17 protein-coding genes, 2 pseudogenes and 1 riboswitch are annotated in these 17153 nt (G+C 59.0%); of the genes and pseudogenes, 9 read left to right on the top strand and 10 right to left on the bottom strand.

Going from position 1 to position 17153, the window contains the following annotated elements; translation table 11 throughout:
- Nucleotides 1-182: 182 nt before the first annotated feature.
- A riboswitch (cobalamin riboswitch) is annotated at nucleotides 183-382 on the bottom strand.
- Nucleotides 383-817: 435 nt separating this feature from the next.
- Nucleotides 818-1243 (bottom strand): hypothetical protein, encoded by a 426-nt coding sequence (locus tag ACVJGD_RS41860; protein ID WP_456639551.1) that lies wholly within the window; start codon nucleotides 1241-1243, stop codon nucleotides 818-820.
- A 663-nt stretch (nucleotides 1244-1906) separates the two neighbouring features.
- On the opposite strand from ACVJGD_RS41860, the gene ACVJGD_RS41865 reads away from it, so the two are divergent.
- Nucleotides 1907-2044, top strand: coding sequence for a DUF6894 family protein (locus ACVJGD_RS41865; protein WP_456639552.1), 138 nt, complete (start codon nucleotides 1907-1909; stop codon nucleotides 2042-2044).
- Nucleotides 2045-2252: 208 nt separating this feature from the next.
- On the opposite strand, the gene ACVJGD_RS41870 is transcribed toward ACVJGD_RS41865, so the two are convergent.
- A complete protein-coding gene (locus ACVJGD_RS41870; RefSeq protein ID WP_456639553.1) occupies nucleotides 2253-2513 on the bottom strand; it encodes a DUF3606 domain-containing protein in 261 nt (86 codons plus the stop codon).
- A 214-nt stretch (nucleotides 2514-2727) separates the two neighbouring features.
- Here ACVJGD_RS41870 and ACVJGD_RS41875 point away from each other — a divergent pair, with 214 nt between their 5' ends.
- Nucleotides 2728-2931, top strand: a complete 204-nt coding sequence (locus ACVJGD_RS41875) for a CsbD family protein (protein ID WP_456639554.1) — start codon at nucleotides 2728-2730, stop codon at nucleotides 2929-2931.
- 54 nt (nucleotides 2932-2985) lie between these two features.
- Here the strand turns inward: ACVJGD_RS41875 and ACVJGD_RS41880 are convergent, their stop codons facing one another.
- Together ACVJGD_RS41880 and ACVJGD_RS41885 are read right to left on the bottom strand one after the other, a co-directional pair.
- Nucleotides 2986-3162, bottom strand: coding sequence for a DUF2934 domain-containing protein (locus tag ACVJGD_RS41880; RefSeq protein WP_456639555.1), 177 nt, complete (start codon nucleotides 3160-3162; stop codon nucleotides 2986-2988).
- A 70-nt stretch (nucleotides 3163-3232) separates the two neighbouring features.
- A pseudogene (locus ACVJGD_RS41885) lies at nucleotides 3233-3430 on the bottom strand (hypothetical protein); the annotation flags it as partial.
- A 456-nt stretch (nucleotides 3431-3886) separates the two neighbouring features.
- Between ACVJGD_RS41885 and ACVJGD_RS41890 the strand changes: the two are divergent.
- The 4 genes from ACVJGD_RS41890 (at nucleotide 3887) to ACVJGD_RS41905 (ending at nucleotide 6581) form a co-directional block, all read left to right on the top strand.
- Nucleotides 3887-4267 (top strand): hypothetical protein, encoded by a 381-nt coding sequence (locus ACVJGD_RS41890; RefSeq protein WP_456639556.1) that lies wholly within the window; start codon nucleotides 3887-3889, stop codon nucleotides 4265-4267.
- Nucleotides 4268-5550: 1283 nt separating this feature from the next.
- Nucleotides 5551-5907 carry a hypothetical protein gene (locus ACVJGD_RS41895; RefSeq protein WP_456639557.1) on the top strand — a complete coding sequence of 119 codons (357 nt, stop codon included), beginning with the start codon at nucleotides 5551-5553 and terminating at the stop codon, nucleotides 5905-5907.
- Between the two features lie 92 nt (nucleotides 5908-5999).
- Nucleotides 6000-6209: a hypothetical protein gene (locus ACVJGD_RS41900; RefSeq protein ID WP_456639558.1), complete on the top strand. Its 210-nt coding sequence runs from the start codon at nucleotides 6000-6002 to the stop codon at nucleotides 6207-6209.
- Between the two features lie 129 nt (nucleotides 6210-6338).
- A complete protein-coding gene (locus ACVJGD_RS41905; RefSeq protein WP_456639559.1) occupies nucleotides 6339-6581 on the top strand; it encodes a hypothetical protein in 243 nt (80 codons plus the stop codon).
- Between the two features lie 291 nt (nucleotides 6582-6872).
- Here the strand turns inward: ACVJGD_RS41905 and ACVJGD_RS41910 are convergent, their stop codons facing one another.
- The 3 genes and pseudogenes from ACVJGD_RS41910 to ACVJGD_RS41920 all read right to left on the bottom strand — a co-directional run bounded on the left by ACVJGD_RS41910 (nucleotide 6873) and on the right by ACVJGD_RS41920 (nucleotide 11242).
- Nucleotides 6873-8660 (bottom strand): PHA/PHB synthase family protein, encoded by a 1788-nt coding sequence (locus tag ACVJGD_RS41910; RefSeq protein ID WP_456639560.1) that lies wholly within the window; start codon nucleotides 8658-8660, stop codon nucleotides 6873-6875.
- A 784-nt stretch (nucleotides 8661-9444) separates the two neighbouring features.
- A complete protein-coding gene (locus ACVJGD_RS41915; protein ID WP_456639561.1) occupies nucleotides 9445-9888 on the bottom strand; it encodes a tetratricopeptide repeat protein in 444 nt (147 codons plus the stop codon).
- Nucleotides 9889-9966: 78 nt separating this feature from the next.
- Nucleotides 9967-11242 (bottom strand): annotated as a pseudogene (locus tag ACVJGD_RS41920) (IS256 family transposase).
- Between the two features lie 588 nt (nucleotides 11243-11830).
- On the opposite strand from ACVJGD_RS41920, the gene ltrA reads away from it, so the two are divergent.
- On the top strand, nucleotides 11831-13129 hold the full coding sequence (ltrA, locus tag ACVJGD_RS41925) for a group II intron reverse transcriptase/maturase (protein WP_456639054.1): 1299 nt from the start codon (nucleotides 11831-11833) through the stop codon (nucleotides 13127-13129).
- A gap of 89 nt (nucleotides 13130-13218) precedes the next feature.
- On the opposite strand, the gene ACVJGD_RS41930 is transcribed toward ltrA, so the two are convergent.
- The 3 genes from ACVJGD_RS41930 to ACVJGD_RS41940 all read right to left on the bottom strand — a co-directional run bounded on the left by ACVJGD_RS41930 (nucleotide 13219) and on the right by ACVJGD_RS41940 (nucleotide 15859).
- Complete coding sequence (locus ACVJGD_RS41930) at nucleotides 13219-14496, bottom strand: adenylate/guanylate cyclase domain-containing protein (protein WP_456639562.1); 1278 nt, start codon at nucleotides 14494-14496, stop codon at nucleotides 13219-13221.
- 344 nt (nucleotides 14497-14840) lie between these two features.
- Nucleotides 14841-15011, bottom strand: coding sequence for a hypothetical protein (locus ACVJGD_RS41935; protein ID WP_456639563.1), 171 nt, complete (start codon nucleotides 15009-15011; stop codon nucleotides 14841-14843).
- A 653-nt stretch (nucleotides 15012-15664) separates the two neighbouring features.
- Complete coding sequence (locus ACVJGD_RS41940; protein ID WP_456639564.1) at nucleotides 15665-15859, bottom strand: hypothetical protein; 195 nt, start codon at nucleotides 15857-15859, stop codon at nucleotides 15665-15667.
- A gap of 657 nt (nucleotides 15860-16516) precedes the next feature.
- On the opposite strand from ACVJGD_RS41940, the gene ACVJGD_RS41945 reads away from it, so the two are divergent.
- Together ACVJGD_RS41945 and ACVJGD_RS41950 are read left to right on the top strand one after the other, a co-directional pair.
- Entirely contained in the window at nucleotides 16517-16840 is a 324-nt protein-coding gene (locus tag ACVJGD_RS41945; RefSeq protein ID WP_456639565.1) for a DUF2934 domain-containing protein, read from the top strand.
- Nucleotides 16841-16939: 99 nt separating this feature from the next.
- A complete protein-coding gene (locus ACVJGD_RS41950; protein WP_456639566.1) occupies nucleotides 16940-17119 on the top strand; it encodes a hypothetical protein in 180 nt (59 codons plus the stop codon).
- Nucleotides 17120-17153 lie beyond the last annotated feature (34 nt).

The following is a 17153-nucleotide window of genomic DNA, read 5'->3' on the forward strand; positions in this document are numbered from 1 at the left end:
CCGGTAGGAAATATCTGAAAGCGAGTTGGGCAGCACGACGCTGCCTTGGGATAGTAACGATAGAGAGCACGAGCGGCCTCGGTATGACGTCAGTGGCACGTCACCGCAAATGAGGTCTCGCTCGAACGTGCCTGGCACGACGGACGAAAACAATGTCTATACTCCCCGACCGACATTTTCGCGTGTGACCACGGCTGACGGCAGGTCTCCTGGCTTGCGGGTCCCAACCCTTCGTCGCCTTCCCAGGACCGAGGCTCCCAGTGGCGCATGACGAAAGATTCGCCGCTCACAGTTGCGGGGGCAGCCGCGGCATAGGGGAGAAGTCCCGCACCGCGTTCCCTTTTGATCCCCGTCAAGGGGAACCGTCACACGTGTTCTAGGGGGTTGTCTAAGCCGAAGTCAATCCTATCGTTGCCGCCTTGAACGGAGCGGATAAGCCAATTGAAGGCAGAGGGGCTGCGTACTTCGACGACAGGCTCATTCGAAGGGACATCTCGAAGGATAGCGGCGGCCACCCGCGGCAGAAGATGCTCGACCGAATCCCATAATACACCCCGTGCACCCTACCGCAAGTTACTGCAACGGCGGATATGTCGCGATCTTACGCTCGCCCTGCCAAAGTTCGGCTGTGCAATCATGCGCGAGTTGCTGAGCCCGCTCCTTGGCCGTGTCCTCGTCCGCACAAACAAGATCAATCCGGCTAACAATGTAACCGTCAGGCCCCATCAGATAAGCCCTGTACTCTTCCATCGAAGTCGCCCCGTGTCGCTCGGCTGACGGCCAGCATGTCATCCGTAGAACGGCTCCAAATTGTTTGTCATCGGAGCGTGAGGCTATATCGTTCTCTTTTTTGTTCTTCCTTAACCCTTGCGGCGATAGCAATGCGGCGCTCGTAGTCCTGGGCCAAATCCAAAAGACGCCGCTTGATGAAGGGATCGGCCTTCTGACGACCTAGCTGTCGGCAGAATTCGCCGGAGGAAAGTTCGGCGCGTGTCTTTTTTCCGTGTTCGAGATAGGCATCGCCTATGACGATTGTTCGAATGGGAATGTCTTCGACCTTGGGGGTGGCCTTTGCTACCGTCATACTATCCATATCGAGCGCGACATCGCTGATTGATGGATTGTGCTCTTTCAGCGCAACTAATCCGGATGAGCGGCAAGCTTCCAGCTCCGGTTGAGCCAAGGCAGCGCCAAACCAAAGTTGCAGGAACAAGGCTGCGACGAAAGACAAGCGAAACGACATGATTCATCCACTGCAGCTTACGGGGATAGTTCCCTAGCCACCACCTGAGGCCAACGGAACCTTCCCAACATGCAAGAGGCGGCCGCCCTAGAAAGGCTATCGGCGCCTTTCGATCAAGACGCCTAACAAACGGCGATCGCCAAAGCTTGCTCGCTCAAGGCCCTCCCTAACTTGATTTCGACGGCGCTCGCGCCAGAGATCAAACCAACAGCCCGCGCGCATCCAGCCAAAAGCGTCTTCGGGTGCTCCTCCAAGGTTGGTGTGGATGCAGGCAACCAAGGATCGGTGGAGATGTTCCTCGATGATAATGCCTGGCTACCGAACCATATGTTAAAAAGTCTACCTTGGGATGCTCCGAAGATTGGATTTCCATCTCACCGGTCTGCCCAAGCACAAAAAAGAGACGGCAGCCGACGGAACGACGAGGCACAGTGGGTTCGGATAGCGGAGACGGAATCTCGAGAGCGGGACACGCCGGTCGGTGGCCGCACAATGTAACGCCCGTGCCGCCCCTGTCCAATTTGGTGCCATGACGCCTAAGGCTGCCGTTCGCAGCCATTCGCTCGCGAGGTCTGAGCTTGGCTGTCGCGCCATAATTGCGCGTGTCGCCCCCCGGTCGCTGTCGTCCTCTCAGTCTGGCATTGGAGTTGCAACTCCAGTTCTATGCTGCTCTTTCATTTCAAACTCGTGGACGGCTACATTGTGAGCCACCACGGCGTGCACGATCTGCCAGACGAGACATCTGCGCAGATCGAGGCGATCAAACTGGCGCGCTCCCTATGGGAAACGCGGCCGGTATGAACTGCCTCGGCACATGGGTTGTGCTTAACAAATAGCCGATCGCGCCACACGGGTAGGGTGGAACGACCCGGTAGGGACCGGATCCACCGGGTCGTTTGTGCTCAAGGTTGTCGTGCCGCCGCGACCAGGTCCGGTGCGAGGCCGCGGCTTAGGCGCGTTGTACCGAGCCGCCACTCTGCAACGCATCAGGAGCTTGATTCGCCGGATATCAGTCGGTCGTTGTCGTCTCGGGCACAGTCACCGGTGCGATGATCTCGGCAGACCGCACACCCAGAGCTTCTGGAAGGCGATTAGCCCTTTGCAGGCTTACTTCCTTGGTGATGGCGGAGATCGAGTTACCGATGCGGCCGACTATCTGGCTCAGCTCCGACTCCGACAAGCGAAGTCTCTTCTTCAGCAGGCGAACCTGGACGCGATCAGACAAATCGAGTTTGTTGCGGATAGGTGACGGCTTTTCACGGCGGTGCATGAGCGGCTCCTCCTTTTCCCGTAACCAGTGGGCGTTGTCTGAAGTTCCTCGCGACGCTACCAATCCTGTCGAAATGCTCCAGATGGGATTGCCATTGTCATGGGGCTGCCAATCGTCGGGATGTGGACGGCCCGAGTCGCCCTGTCCCAGCATCTCTCTTGGAACGAATGACCACACCTCCGGTTGGCCGAATGTGAGCCGTAGGAGGACAGCCATGGATTGGAATCGTGTTGAGGGCAACTGGAAGGAAATGAAAGGCAAGGTCAAGGAGCAGTGGGGCAAGCTGACAGACGATGATCTCGACGTCATCGCCGGCAAGCAGGACCAACTCGAAGGCCGTTTGCAGCAGCGCTATGGCTACGCGAAGGACCAGGCAAGAAAAGAGATCAATGATTGGTACGGCCGTCAGACGTGGTGACGTGCGGAGAAAAGCCCCGCTATGGCGGGGCTTTTTTCTGAGACTATTCGAGCGTTAAATGGGCAGATTGTCAGTCATGCCGGGCGGCAGCTCGCCCTGATTTTCTCGTTCGGCGAGGAGTTCTTTTTCGGCCTGGTACCAAAAACGATGCGTTTGGCCTGCGGGTTCGCCGGCTGCCCGCCAAAGCCGATAAGCGCGATTGCGGATTTCCTGCTCCGGGAGGTCATTCATGGGTTTCCGCCAGTCGTTAGAGGGCAGTTTTAGCCGACAGGTTCTCATGCGCAGGCGACCAAGCGGACCATCAGGTTAAGTTGCTCGGACCGGTCAGGCCGCCGGTTCTAGCGGCTGCCCGGGGGGCTTCGACGATCTCTTCAGTCACAACATGAAACCTTACCAGTTGGGTAGGACCGAAGGAGGTTGAAATCGCGACGTCGGCGGCATCCCGCCCGCGGCCGGTGGCGATCCGTCCAACGCGCGGGTGATTGCGCCGCGCATCAAAGTGGACCGCCCCCGTTGGGAAACCGAGGAGCTGGCCGCCGAGGTACGCGGCATTTTGGACTCGATCGTTGCGCCCCCCGGCCAACGACCCGGTGAGTTCGAGTTGCAAAAGACACTATATCGCTGCCGCATGTTCGGCGAGGACGGTCGCGCCAAGATCGTCTTGGCGTGCCGATGTATCCTGGAGTCGCAGGGCAACGAGGATCCATTCTCGCAACTGTTCGTTTCCGCCGTTTTGTCCTCGGCATGCAGCAGCCGAGTTCGCGGATCGTGGTCTGGAGTTAATCGAAGCCTTTGATGATCAAATTCGGCTCGTCCAAATATTAGAGACGATGCGGTCACTGGAGTTCTTCCGGCTATCGGAAGTCTCAAGCGTTCTTCCAAATTGTTCGCAACAAACTACGTCGCATTCTTTTCCCGCCGCAGCTTGAGCCGCTGAGCAAGAAAGAGCGCCGCGATGCCCCTCCGGCAGGCGAAGGAGGAAGACCGGCAGGCCCTGAAAGCGGCAAACGGGCGGATCGCTGCTCAAAGAATCGAGCTCGGCCGCAAGCTGGCGGCACTACGCGATGCCACGCCAAACAACAAACGCTTCGGCCGCCTCGTTCGTGAACGCTTCGATCTCAACGATCCCCAAGATGCGGGTGAGATGAGGCGAGTGGCAAGCTTGTATGGCGACCGGCCGGAGATATTCCGCAACGTGAGCTGGCACATCCTGGCGCAGCCGGCGTCCTCGGCAACGTCAGAGGCGCGCTGCCGCAAGTTCGGAGCCAAGATCGTGGCCGGCGAGCGCGTCAACGGGGCCGAGATAATCCACGCTCGCCAGCAAAATCCGGTTTAATTGTCTACAGGTAGCGCTTGGCGACCAGAAGGAAGCAGAGCACGCCACTGGTTACGGCCAATATAGAGGCGCCGTTCAAGAAGCTATGACTGGCGGCCGTCCAGAATGGAAGGCGGCCTCTATTCGATTTTGGAGGTATCTTGGCTTTCATCGGTGTCCCCAACTATCCATTTGCAACACGGTGCTCACGACGTAGCCTTGCTTGATGAACAATTGGTAATTAGATCGCATAGCCTGGGACCGCCCATACACGCCTTGAAGGCCTCAGAATTCAAGTTAACTTTAGCGCGGGGGTATCCTGAAAGGGAGCCCATTCAATGACGCCACGTTTTGTTTTCTTCGCCTTTTCAATAGCATTCATTTTGACAGCGACTTTTGCAGTGATTACGACGGCCAAGCAGATCCATAGCTATCAGGCCACCATAGCGGGACAGGCAATCTGAGCCCGCATGGCGGGGGACTCGACTGATACTGACTAGGCATTCGGTCGCGTGGAGCGCCACTTGCCATCGTGGCCCGGTCGAGCTGCACCGCGCCCTGACGGAGTTGCCGCAGAAGCGTCCCCGGGAGCCTTCGGATGTCCGCAGTCACAGGTAGACCGGAAGTCGCTCAGCGCGGCCTTCAACGCCGGCTCTTGACCCGGTGCAGAAGTGGTCGGCTTCAAGGACGAGCGCCATAAACCTTCGTATCGTTCCGGCACCCCTTTAGATGCCTGCCGATTACCTACGTTCAATTGAACTGCTAGTCGTGATCGTCTTAGGCTGAATGCGTTGGAAAAGCGTACAGGCTCATCAAGTGCGACAGTGAAAAGGGATGATCGACGAACAGCTGCAATAAAGCCAAGAGGAGACTTTAATGCCAAGCTGCTCCGAAATTCTTAGATCTGGCAGCGCCGCTCGATGCGCAGTTTGTGATGGCAAGTTTGGTCTTGTCCGGCACTACTCGTGGCGAAACCCGCTTTGTTCCAAGAAGTGCGTCGATCGTTTCAGATCTCGCAGGGAAAGTGACCTCAATTGGGTGGGCTGGCTCCACATTGCCTTCAACCAGCTGCCGGAGAACCGCGCGAGGACCTTATGACGGTCCCGATCTCACAACGAGGCAAAGCATATTTGGAAACAGCGCGGACTTTGCTCCGCGTTGCCCAGACCATGACTGACGAAGCGATTGCGGGTCAGCTTAAGTCCCTCGCCGACGATTACCAGCGGCGAGCTAAGAAAGCTTCGCATGTTGATGCGGCCAGATGAATTTCCCGACTACACAGAGATTCCCGGATTGCGTGTGAGATGAACGATCACTGTTGGCATGCAGCGCTTGTTGCATTCACTGTCATCTTGCCGATTTCTACAATTGATCACGCACGCGCCCACGATCTTCAGCACCCTGAGTTGAACGGTTGGTATGAAAGCTTGCATAGTGGCAAAGGGCCCTGCTGCGACGGCAGTGACGCGATGCGCGTTGATGACGCCGATTGGGAAACTAAGGATGGTCACTATCGCGTACGCATTGATGGTGAGTGGGTTGATGTTCCGAACGACGCTGTCGTGGACGGACCGAACCGTGCTGGCCGTACGATGGTCTGGCCTGACTACCTAAATGGTCATCCGACGGTGCGCTGCTTCATGCCGGGGAGCATGAGCTGATTGCGAGCGCACCGCGATCGAAGCGGCAGATCTTTCTCGTCCTGGCGAGGCGACCGACGCTGTCGAGCGGGTCATACGCAGAAAGGCGCCCCTTGGCAAAGCAGCAGAAAACTTGTGCTGAACTTGAGGACATGGTCCATCAGAAGCTGTTGATTGGCGGCGTGTATGTGTCGGTTCGCCAAGACCCGCTCCTCGGTTGGCACGCTACGGTGATTACCGCGCCCAAGCATGCAAAAGCCATTCAGGCACGCGCTGCGACTGTCGCGGCCGAACTTCGCAAAAAGTTCACACTGAAAACTTGACGGACATGCGAGGGCTGCGCGGACTTATTGGGCACGCAGCCGTCCCTTGATCGACGCAAGCTGGAGAAAGCGAGACATACATTCTTGCGGGGGGAAGCGCGATGACAGCTAAAGGCGGGGCATGAGTGATTGGACGCTTACGCTTTGCGTGAACGCGCTGCTTTGGGGCGCGATTATCTTTCTTGCGATGGTGCTGGTGTCATGACAGGCGACATTATCGCATGCAAATTTAATATCTTAAATCCGGGTTCGGTTCGCGCCAGTAGCGGCCGCTGCAAGCATGTCGCCTTTTGGCCGATTGTGTTGAAAAAGTCGAAAATGCTGCCAAGGCAAAATTCTCGCAAAAGCTTGCCGGCGGCTGATTTCCTCTGAGGATGCGTTCGTCATGCAAAGTAGAAAGTCGCTGATAGATTTTGTTCGAGTTGGCGTGGTCCACTGTGTCTGACTGCGGTAAACCCCGACGGCGGTGAGGATTTTTTCAACACAATCGGCCCAACCGAGACATCGCAGCCAGCTCGGCAGTGGTCCGATTATCAGGGTAGACCGGAAGTCGCGGGCGGCAGGTCAGAGTGGCGCAGGGCTGCTGAGGGTCAGAGCAGACATCACCGTTCCGTAACACTTGATTTGCGTGCAGCCGCGGTCGGACCATCGCTTCCCCCCAACTTACGAGGCCATTGATCTCACGCGGACGTACGAGCCCGGCGCGTTTTCGATAACCGGTAACTTGCCGCCGCCCGGTTCGCGGGCAGGAACCCGGCCTGCATCAAATTGCGTGACCCATTCGTCCCACAGCGGCCACCACGACCCTTGATGAGGCGTCGCGCCGGCGAGCCACTCGTCCGGACTGGGCGGCAAATTGTCGTTCGCCCAGTGGCCATATTTGCTGCCTGGCGCGCTGATCACGCCAGCCATATGGCCCGCAGCGGATAGAACGAATTTGACCGGTCCGGAATACAAGCGGGTCGCGGTATAGGTCGACTTCCACGGCGCAATGTGGTCTTCGCGCGTGGCCAAAATGAAGGCCGGGGTTCTGACTTTCGACAGATCGATCGGCGTATCCGCCAACGTGATGCCGCCGGGTTTTGCCAGCAGATTTCGCTGATACATCTTGCGCAAATAGAACGAATGCATCGCCGCTGGCATGCGCGTCGAATCGGAATTCCAAAACAAAAGATCAAAGGGCATTTGCTCTTTGCCGAGCAGGTAATTATTGACAACGAAAGACCAGATCAGGTCATTCGCGCGCAACATATTGAACGCCGTCGCCATATCTTGCGCTTCCAGATAGCCGCGCTTGCGCATCCGTCTTTCAAGAGACGCCAGTTGTTCCTCGTCGATGAAGACGGCCATGTCTCCGACTTCGGTGAAATCGACGAGCGTCACGAAATAGGTGGCGCTTGCAATCCGGTCGTCGCCCTTCGCGGCCAGAAAAGCCGCCGTCGAGGCAAGCAGGGTTCCGCCGAGGCAATAGCCAATCGTGTTGACGCTGCGCTCTCCGGTCGCGGACTCGATCGCGTCGAGTGCTGCCAACGGTCCCTCGAGCATGTAATGTTCAAAGCTCATTTCAGCGAGCCTCTCATCGGGATTCACCCAGGAGATGACGAACACCGTGTGTCCCTGATCGACAGCCCATTTGATGAAAGAGTTCTTCGGCTGAAGATCGAGAACATAGAACTTATTGATCCACGGCGGCACGATGAGCAGTGGCCGCCTCCGAGATTCTCTTGTCGACGGAGCATATTGGATCAATTGCATCAGCTCGTTCTGGTAGATGATTTTTCCTGGCGCCGTTGCGATGTTTTCGCCGAGGCGGAAAGCCTTCATGTCGGTCATTGTAATCGCAAGCCGACCATCGCCGCGCTCCAGATCGACGAGAAGGTTCTCCAAACCACGTAGCAGGTTTTGTCCGCCAGACTCCAGGGTCGCGGTGAGGACCTCCGGATTGGTCGCGACGAAATTGGAAGGCGACACAGCATCAACGAATTGGCGCGTGTAGAAATCGACCTTACGAGCGCTGGCCTCGTCCATGCCTTTAGTTTCGCGGATTGCAGAAAGCAGCGACTTCGCCGCAACGAGATAGCTGTCCTTCACAAAGTCGAAGATAGCGTTCTCGCTCCAGTCCGGATGCTTGAAGCGCTTGTCTTTCGGCGCACCGGCCTCGCGTGCACGCAGCATGAGCATGCGTTCCGCAGTTTTCTGCCAGATACCCAGCGTGTCGTAGAACAGGTCGATCTGGGCGCGGGCGACTACCACCGGGTCGGTCATCATCTTTGTCATGAGCTCGAAAAAGTCGAACCCGAGTGTCGACGTGTCGCCCATGCCGAACTTGACCGCGTCCGGCTGTTGCGACACAAAGCGCTGCATCAGTAGCTGGCTTTGTTTCGCGATGTTCTGCAGTTGCGCCGCAAGGGCAATCGGATCCCAGGTGAGCTGCACCTGTTTCTCGGCCATAGCTCTCTCCTGCTGTTGTCAGGCTTTACCAGAGCCGTTTGGATAGGTTCCAAAAGATTAGCACCTCACCGGATGCGGTTGGAGAACGATGAATCCCGGAGTCGCCGTCAGGCCGACCTTGGGTGATTGACCAGCGCAAACACCACCGTTGTCGGGAGACGACCGGGTAGGAGCCGCGGAGCCGTTGTTGCAGTGCAGCTAAACGTTGTGCGTTGCGAGACTTCTTCCTCTTATCGCTATTTTGCCCAATGAAGAGGGCCAGCAGAGCTTCTGTCTCCGCAATGCTCCAAGGAGGAGCCCGCACGCAATTTGTCGCAAGTCGAGCTTCTTCTTCGCCCCTGCAATTTTCCAAACATCAGAAGCACGCATTGAGCCGCTTGTGAGACTATGACGACCGGGTTTTGCCGCGCGGACACAGTGATGGATAAGGGGGTGGCTCTGCCTCCAGTCGCTTTCGAGGCAAGCCCACTCCAAAAAGACGCAAAAGCTTTCTCACAGCATCCCACAACGCATGATTGTGAACGATCGTGGCTGGTCCGCAGCTGTCAACTGACGAAGCCTGAGCCTACGTCGGTCTCTGGCCCTTCGCGACATATTGCACCGCCGCGTGATCTCGGTCGCTAACAAAGCATAGCGGAAGTTGACGGGCAGCCGTCTATTGCAAAGGACGACGCTCTTGACCCCTAGGCGACTTCGGATTCCCGACGGATTTCCGCTTTATCGCCGATGGTGTTCTCGTCATCAGCTGCTTGTATGAAGGCACGTATCCTGACGGTCCGACAGTTCAATCGGGAAGTCCTGCTTTGCCAAGGCCGTCGGCGAGCTTCGCGAGATCCTCAGGTCGGCGAAACGGAGTTAGATTTCTGAGGTTCGAGAGCCGCAAATCAGGATCACGTTCGAGGACCCTGGCGACCGTTCTCTTTGCTTGTTCAACCCGACCAGCAAGCGCACTGCTGGCTGCGAAGTTGCACATTGACAGCAGAAAATCCGGGTTTTCGCGCATTGATTTGTCTGCCCACAACAAAGCGATATCATGGTCGCCAGCAAGAAAATGAGCATAAGCGATTGCGCCTTGCATACCGAACATGGCGGGATCGATCGGGCTCAGGCGCATCGCATAAGCGCCATGCTTCAACGCAACATCCGGCTCGCCTCTCCAGATTCTTAGCCAAGCACTGAGACTCCATGCTTGTCCCTGATTAGGATTAACTGCGAGCGCCCGGTCCATTACATCGACGGCATCGTCGAATTGGGGATGTCCCGATCGCTGTTGAACTACGTCGGGCCGACGTTGCCGGAATCAATGTTACGCGGCCTTCGTGACGTGGGCAACGGGCTCGATCGTCACGCGATCGTAGTGAGCTTGAAGGGCCGCACGCAGAACCGGCAATTGCTTATGCGCCTTCAATCGTCGGAAGCCCTTGTTGGCCTCGATCATGCCGGCCGCGACCCAGCGCAAGGCCATGCCGGCATCCCGCCAGCGTTTGACGTTGCGCGTGACGCGGCGAATGGTGCCCATCATGTTCTCGGCGATGTTGGTACAGGCGAGCGATCGACGAAGCTCCTTCGGCAGCTTCAACCGGACGACAGTCAGGATTTCGTCGAGGCCTTCGAGCATGCTCGCCGCTACGCCGGGCCATTGCTGGTCGAGCCGACGCGCGCGGTTGCGGATCAATTTTTCAGCCTTGTCGGCGTCATCGAGCTCCCAGGCCTGGCGCAGCACCCGACGGGCGGCCGCATGATGCTCTTTCGGCAGGCGTTCTACGATGTTGCGCGCCTTGTGGATCTGGCAGCGCTGGATCGCAGCGGCCGAACCGAAGGTGCGGCGGATCGCCTTCGACAACGCCTTCGCACCGTCGACGATGAACAGTCTTGGCGTCGTCGGGGCGAGCCCGCGCGAGACCAGGTTGTCCAGCAGGGCCTGAACCGTTGCGGCGTTCTCGGTCGCCCCTTCCACCAGCGCCAACGGATGCTTGTTGCCTTCGCCGTCAACCCCAATCGCGGCGACCAGCACCAGATCGTCGCCGAGATGCAGCCCGTCGATTTGGACCACCAGAAGATCGAGCGCGGACAGATCGGCAGCCATGAAGTCGGCCAGCCGCGCCGCCGACAGCGCTACGAACCTCCGCGAGGCCGCCGACTTCGAAACCCCCGATCCGGGCGGTGCCGGCACGTCACCCTCGGGCAACCGGACAGCGCGGCCGAACCGGCGCGTCGACACATTGATCAGCATCAGGTTCATCGCCCAGCGACCGAGCCAGTCCTCCTGCGCCGCCGTTTCCCAGCTCGGGATCGTGACCTCGCGGCCGTCCACGCCCCGGACCCGCGGGCGCTCGACCTCGATCTTGCCACCGTGGAAGCCGATCCGTCCCCCGCGTTCGGCCCCAACGGTGCGCCCGCCGCGCCGCATCGCGACCGTGGCGCGGACCGCAGGCCGCCGTGACATCCGCCTCCATCATCGTGCCGAGCGCCTCGATCCCTGCCGCAAGGCAGAACCGATCGAAGCTTGCCCGCACGTCTGCAAACGCTTCGTCCACAGCCCAGGTCGCCGGCGAACCAGCCGGTGTGATATCTCTCGTCATGGCGTTGCTCTCCTTTTGTGGAATCAGCACCCCGAGCCTACCGGCTCAAGGTGGGCAACGCCGACCTCTTCAGAAATTCAACAGAACCCGGGAGTACGTCATGAAAGCTGATGCGCGCCTATGAGTGAGAGTCTCATCTGATCAAAGCCGTAGCAGGCAGATCAGGACCGAGTCTTGCGGGCGTCGCGGTAACGCGGCGTCTGAAGTGTAGACAGGGGCCATGTGGGGTGCGGGATTGAGCCACGAAATGCTGAATGTCACGGAGGCCGAGTGTGTTCCCGACCACGAAGGCAGAATGTGCGCCGTCGCTAAGCGAGACGGTGATGCTCCGTCGGGGTCGAAGGCCGGATCACGCATGGAAAGCACGCATCGGAACATGAGAGGCCCGACTGGGTCCACCGGAATGATCCCCGGTGGGGGATGGCGACAAGGCAACGCCGGAGCCGCCATCCGAGCTGAGGTCGGGAGTCGGACTGGTTTATATTACCGATGAAGCCATCGAAGGAAACGAGATGGGCTGAGGGAAGGAACCAGCTCGAGAGGAGCCCCAACGAGAGGGACAAGGACCGGACGCAGAGCCGGGGTGTCTTGCCGCCCAATCTCGCGAGGGTGAACGCGGCGGCCCGCAAGGCCGCCCATACCCAATTTACGGCCTTGCTGCATCATGTGAATGTCGAAGCGCTCGAACGAGCGTTCCGGCGGCAGAAGCGGCGGGCGAGCGCGGGGGTCGATGGGATCACGGTGACGGATTACGAACAGAACCTGGGGAGCAATCTCGAGGAGCTCTGTCAACGAATCCACACCAACCGATACCGGCCGCAGCCGGTCAGGCGTGTACATATCCCGAAGGCAGATGGTGGACGGCGTCCACTCGGCGTGCCGACGCTGGAAGACAAAATCGTTCAAGGCGCGGTTGCCGAGGTGCTGAGCAGCATCTACGAAGTCGACTTCATGGGGTTCTCTTACGGCTTTCGGCCGGGGCGCAACCCACATCAGGCTCTCTCAGCATTGCATACAGCGATCATGAGCCAGCACGTGAACTGGGTGCTCGATGCCGACATTCGCAGCTTCTACGACTCGATTGATCACGAGTGGCTGATGCGGATGGTGGCGCACAGGATTGCCGACCCTCGGATCCTCCGGCTCATTCGGATGTGGCTTGAGGCCGGTGTCCTTGAGAGCGGAGAATGGTACGAAACGGACAAGGGGACACCGCAAGGGGCAGGCATCAGCCCGTGCCTCGCCAACATCGTCTTGCATTACGCCCTCGATCTCTGGGTGCATCAATGGCGCCGTCGGCACGCGCGCGGTCGGGTATCGATCGTGAGGTATGCCGATGACTTCGTGATGGGCTTCGAACGGCTGGCAGATGCCCGACGGATGATGGCTGACCTCAAGGAGCGACTGGCGCGCTTTGGCTTGGCACTCCACGAGGACAAGACGCGTCTCATTGAGTTCGGCCGCTTACCGGCCATGGCTCGACGGCAACGCGGCGCGCGGCGACCAGATACATTCGCCTTCCTCGGCCTCACCCACTACTGTGGATGGACCAGGGACGGCAGATTTATCGTAAAACGCAAAACGCAGAGCAAGCGCATGACGCGAAAGTTGAAGGCGTTGCGGCAGGAAGCGTGGCAGATCATGCATGCCCCGATGGCGACACAGCACCGCTGGTACTCCAGCGTGCTGCGTGGCCACTACGGCTACTATGGTGTCCCACACAACTGGCGCTCTCTCAACGGATTCCTGCAGGAGGTCCGGCGCATCTGGCTCACTTGCCTCAGACGGCGCAGCCAGAAGAACCGGAACAAGGGCCGGGATTGGTTTGAGACTGTGGAAGCGCGTTTTCCCTTGCCCCGGCCACGTATCATTCACTCATGGGCGTAGGAGCAAACCGATGCTGGTGACTCTCGAGAAGAGCCGGGTGCGGGAAATCTGCATGCCCGGATCTGTGAGGGCGAAGCCGAATGGCTTAGCTACTCGACCATCCCCGTCGAATTCATGGCCATATAGGCGAGAGCATATCCACTCATGCATAGCGCTGACGCGTCACTTCTATCCAAACGGGCCGCTTTCCTTGCCAGCCGCGTAGCTTCTATAGGCTCACGTTCGGAGTTGAGCATCCAGCCGTTTGCTTTGCGCCGGACGTAGCACCACGCGGCCATGCCGTAGGCGGAAGCCAAACCAGGATCAAGCTCTATCGCTTTGTAAAACAGTCGAAGCGCTTCGCTATCGGCCTCCCTGGTCCACCGATGGACTCTCGCCAGACCACGCATGTAATAATCGTATGCGTTCAAATTTTCGGGCGGCTTCCGCTTGACCCTCTCGATCTCCGCGCGTTGAAGGTTCGGCGCTACTGCATAAACGACGCTGGCAGTCATCTGGTCCTGTAAACCAAACATATCTTCCAGCGCGCCATCGCAACGGTCCGCCCATAGATGCACTCCGGATTCCGCATCGATCAATTGACCGGCGATTCGAATGCGGTTGCCGGCCTTCCGGACACTACCTTCTAGTACATACTGGACGCCTAGCTCGCGGCCGACCTGCTTCACGTCAACGAGGCGGCCCTTGTAGGTAAAGCTTGAATTACGTGAGATCACAAACAGCCAGCGAAAACGCGACAGCGCCATCGTGATGTCCTCCACGATCCCGTCAGCGAAGTACTCCTGTTCGGGATCTGTGCTGAGGTTCTGGAAAGGCAGCACGGCAATTGACGGTTTATCGGGGAGGGTTAACGTAGGTCTTTGTCTTGCTGCCGCAATACGATCCATAACTTTAAACACACGGACTGGCCGTGCAATGTTCTTAAGGCGCTGCTCGCCCAGGTCGACGAACTCGACGGTGATCTTTCCCAGAACCTGATCGTAGGCTGACGACGAAATGAAGATAGCGCCTGGTTCTGCGATGCTCTCAAGCCGTGCCGCAATATTCACGCCGTCGCCAAAAATGTCATGCGGCTCGACAATCACGTCGCCGATATTGATGCCGACCCGGAGAAGAAGGCGCGTGTCTTCAGCGTCTCCGATTGCAAGTTCATGAATACGAGTCTGAAATAGTATCGCAGCCCGAACCGCCTCAACCGCACTCGAAAATTCCGCCAAGAACCCGTCCCCGGTATTCTTCACGATGCGGCCGCCGTGTTCGGCAATTGCGGGCGTGACAGTGTCCGCTAGGAGCGCTGTCAGCTTCGCATGCGTAGCCTCTTCCTCATAGTGCATGAGCCGTGAATAACCAGCCACGTCGGCGGCCATTATCGCCGCCAACTTACGCTCAACCCGGACTGGCCGCTCTCGCACCATGGCATGCAATCCAACCCAGAATTACTGTACGATGGATAACACGGCAGTGCCAAAGGCAATCTAACGGGAGCCCACCCCGGACTAACTTCCGATTCTGGCTCTGCTCAGAACAGCGTCGAGACTGTCAGGGACGTCGGCTCCCGAGAGTAAACCGGACCAGGATTGAGCCAAGCGGGGACAGCCGCTCATGACCCCGCAGCAGACACGGCGGGGTCGGCAGACAGGGTTCGAAGCCGCTCGGACGCATCATCCTGGTGTCCGATGCGCAATAGATCAGGGCCTGATCTGGCCGATGTTCAAGGCCGCTCGCCCTTTGCTTGCTCCGGCCGCTCGATCAGCGTGACGGGCGATTGCGAACGGTCGACGAGCAACGCACTCGAGAAGACGAACAACAACAGAGCGGAGACGATGACGGCAAGGAACAGACGATCCATCGGCACAAATAACAGATCGATGGCCGTCTGCATTAGCGAGCGCTTCGCGCTGATAGATCCCAAATGGGGACGGCTCCGGCGCTGGAGCTTAGGGGGGCTTTTGGCGCCGGAGCCGCCTACTTGCTGCCGAGGACACTCGCGGGCCCTGTGGGGAGGAGCCGCTCGCGGCAGACGCACTTCGACTGAAGCCGCAACCGTCAGCCGCGGCAAATGAAAGTTTCATGACAGGGTGGCGAGCGCTTGGCGCCGCCCGGTAGATCCCTGCTTAGTAGCAAATCCTGACGTTGCGAACCCGCCAGCCAGAGCCGTCCCAGTCGCGCGGGACCGGGGGACAGCAAACAGCCTGGTTCACGCGCGTCTTGCCAAAGAACGATTGGCCGGCAAACACGTCAGTAGGGCGGCGCCCGTCAGCACCGGACGCCATAGTAGCGGCCCCGGTCGAGCCAGCGCCCCACAATCCCCCGGCCGGGGTCGCGCTCCTCGCTACTGGGTAAAACCCCGGTTCTTACCGGGTCCGCGAATACTTGACGGCTAGGCGAAGGCCGGTCACGACACGTTACCTTTTTGCATCTCAGCGATTCTTTTCGGGCCGTCGAATAAAGCGTGGCCGGTAACCCGGATTGATCAGGCGAACAGGTCAGTCCGGCCTGCGTGAACCCGCCGACCGTCCCGCGCTCGTGCATCCATCAGGTTTTGAGCTTCCGCGCTGCTTCGGCCTCTCGAGCCAATCGCTCCGCCTTTAGGCGCTCACGGTTTGCATGGAATGCCTGTTGAGCCCGTTCATACTCGGAAATCGCTACTTTGGCGTCCGCTTCCTTGAAGGCCTGTCGAGCCTCACGCTGGGCCGCGGTGGGCACCTTCCGTTCGTGGATGTAGGTCACGTCCTCCTCCTTTCGCGCAAGCGGCCCGAGGTTGCCGGAGGGGGCGCCAGGCTCGGGCTTTTAATGCTGGAGGCGGGGATTCGACTCCTGGCCGACCCCATAGTTCCTTCTGCTCAGAACATGCGGAGCTTTCTCCGAGGCTGTGTACACTTCTAGACAGAAGCCAGCACTGATTGGGCGTAGGCCAGCTTCATCACCGTCCCATCCCAAGGCATTTGACGGCGACTGAGAGTGTTGTGCTCCCGCCTGTACCCAGGATGGAGCGCGCCCATGCAGCGACGCCGTTTCAAACAAGTTGTGTCCCTGCGTGATCGCTTGGTCGAGCACGCCAAGCTGGCCCGCCAGCAAGCCAAAAAACTGCCCGCCCGGCAAAGGGCGCGAAAACCTGCTGCCTGCTGCGAAGGGCGCGGCAAAGCGAAACAGCCTCCCGCATCGCTGAATGGCTTAGTTCCGGCCTGCGGGCGCCGCGGTAGCCATGCCGGAGTACCGGGCCTACACCGTCGGGCTGGACGGCCATATCATCGGCTTTGAACCGATGGTTTGCGCTAATGACGAAGAAGCGATCGAAAGGGCTCGGCGGCTGGTCGAGGGCCACGGCGTCGAGCTTTGGAGCGGGGCGCGCCTCGTGGCCCGACTTCCCGGACGAACAAGCCGAAGATGAACAATTTTGCCTCCGCCGATTTGTTTCTGGCGGAGGTGACCATGAGCCAGAGCACCGATCGCCAAGAGTTAGAGCGCCAGCTCGAACAGGCGAAGCGGCTGGCTTCCGAGATAACCGACCAAACGACCTATCAGCGGCTCAAGGCGTTCGCCGAGGATCTGGGGGCGAGCCTGCAACGGCGCTTAGCTGCGCGGCGGTCCAAGCAAGCAATCAGGGCTCGTGCCCACGAACTCTGGGAACAGCACAGGCGGCCTACGGGCCGGGATCTCGAGTTCTGGTTACAGGCAGAGCGGGAACTTAGCGAGGATGAAAACGAGTGAGCACGTGTCCCGAAGGGGACGCACCTAGCTAAGCGACAGTTCTGGGCCCCCGTTTCTTAGAGCGCGTGCTATTGTGTCGGCACACAGGAGGGAGACGCGATGTCGACTTCAAAGAAGCCGCTAAAGCCCGATGATTTTCCAGTGCATGCCGAAGGCAAGAAAATCAAAAAGCAGGCCGGCGCGCCAATCGCAAACACTGAGGATCCAGCTGTCGCTACTGACGTGGCCGAGCGCCTCAATGAGGACGAAGCCCGCCGCGAAGAAGATAAGTGGGCCTGATCGTCCCGTCGTCGATGGACGACGGGCGGCCGCG

It is taken from the genome of Bradyrhizobium sp. USDA 10063, from assembly GCF_054063735.1.

Coding starts and splice junctions, on each gene's coding strand:
- ACVJGD_RS41860 (WP_456639551.1), bottom strand. CDS start 1,243: ATGTCGTTTCGCTTGTCTTTCGTCGCAGCCTTGTTCCTGCAACTTTGG.
- ACVJGD_RS41865 (WP_456639552.1), top strand. CDS start 1,907: ATGCTGCTCTTTCATTTCAAACTCGTGGACGGCTACATTGTGAGCCAC.
- ACVJGD_RS41870 (WP_456639553.1), bottom strand. CDS start 2,513: ATGCACCGCCGTGAAAAGCCGTCACCTATCCGCAACAAACTCGATTTG.
- ACVJGD_RS41875 (WP_456639554.1), top strand. CDS start 2,728: ATGGATTGGAATCGTGTTGAGGGCAACTGGAAGGAAATGAAAGGCAAG.
- ACVJGD_RS41880 (WP_456639555.1), bottom strand. CDS start 3,162: ATGAATGACCTCCCGGAGCAGGAAATCCGCAATCGCGCTTATCGGCTT.
- ACVJGD_RS41890 (WP_456639556.1), top strand. CDS start 3,887: ATGCCCCTCCGGCAGGCGAAGGAGGAAGACCGGCAGGCCCTGAAAGCG.
- ACVJGD_RS41895 (WP_456639557.1), top strand. CDS start 5,551: ATGAACGATCACTGTTGGCATGCAGCGCTTGTTGCATTCACTGTCATC.
- ACVJGD_RS41910 (WP_456639560.1), bottom strand. CDS start 8,660: ATGGCCGAGAAACAGGTGCAGCTCACCTGGGATCCGATTGCCCTTGCG.
- ACVJGD_RS41915 (WP_456639561.1), bottom strand. CDS start 9,888: ATGGACCGGGCGCTCGCAGTTAATCCTAATCAGGGACAAGCATGGAGT.
- ACVJGD_RS41930 (WP_456639562.1), bottom strand. CDS start 14,496: ATGGCCGCCGACGTGGCTGGTTATTCACGGCTCATGCACTATGAGGAA.
- ACVJGD_RS41935 (WP_456639563.1), bottom strand. CDS start 15,011: ATGCAGACGGCCATCGATCTGTTATTTGTGCCGATGGATCGTCTGTTC.
- ACVJGD_RS41945 (WP_456639565.1), top strand. CDS start 16,517: ATGAACAATTTTGCCTCCGCCGATTTGTTTCTGGCGGAGGTGACCATG.
- ACVJGD_RS41950 (WP_456639566.1), top strand. CDS start 16,940: ATGTCGACTTCAAAGAAGCCGCTAAAGCCCGATGATTTTCCAGTGCAT.